1 protein-coding gene is annotated in these 842 nt (G+C 36.5%); it reads left to right on the forward strand.

The genetic code is table 11. The annotated features are described in order from the left end of the window. A partial coding sequence (locus tag AMN95_RS00825) for a polyribonucleotide nucleotidyltransferase (RefSeq protein ID WP_075522116.1) occupies positions 1-842 on the forward strand: 842 nt, incomplete at both ends.

An 842-nucleotide genomic window follows, 5' to 3' on the forward strand; every position in this document is an offset into this window, starting at 1 on the left:
AGACCCATTTCTTGTGAAGTTGGTATTTTACCTAGAACACACGGTTCTGCTTTATTTACTAGAGGAGAAACACAAGCAATTGTAACTGCTACTTTAGGCACATCTGATGACGAACAAAGAATTGAGAGCTTAGATGGACTACAAAGAGAAAGGTTTATGCTTCACTATAACTTTCCACCATTTTCAGTTGGAGAAACAGGAAGAATTGGAACTGGTAGAAGAGAAATAGGACACGGTAAATTAGCGTGGAGAGCTATACATTCTTCATTACCGTCAAAAGAAGCATTTCCATATACTTTTAGAGTAGTTTCGGAAATTACAGAATCCAATGGCTCATCTTCAATGGCTACTGTTTGTGGAACATCATTAGCATTAATGGATGCGGGTGTGCCGATTAAAGAACCGGTTGCAGGTATAGCAATGGGTTTAATTAAAGAAGGTGATGATTTTAGTGTTTTATCAGATATTTTAGGTGATGAAGATCATTTGGGAGACATGGACTTTAAAGTTGCTGGAACTAAAGATGGGATTACCTCACTTCAGATGGATATAAAAATAACTGGTATTACATTTGAAATTATGGAGCAGGCATTAAGTCAAGCTAAAGATGGAAGAGTTCATATCTTGGGAGAAATGAATAAAGCATTATCATCTTCAAGAGCTGATGTTGGAAAACATACGCCAAAAATGGAAAAAATTAATGTTGATAAAAAAGATATTGCTGCTGTGATTGGAAAAGGTGGAGCAACGATAAGAGAAATAGTTGAAAAATCAGGTGCGAAAGTAGATGTAAATGATGAAGGTGTAGTAACAGTTGCTGCGCCAGATGAAGAGTCAAGAAA

This window comes from Candidatus Pelagibacter communis (genome assembly GCF_001180185.1).
In the GTDB taxonomy this organism is placed as follows: domain Bacteria; phylum Pseudomonadota; class Alphaproteobacteria; order Pelagibacterales; family Pelagibacteraceae; genus Pelagibacter; species Pelagibacter ubique_F.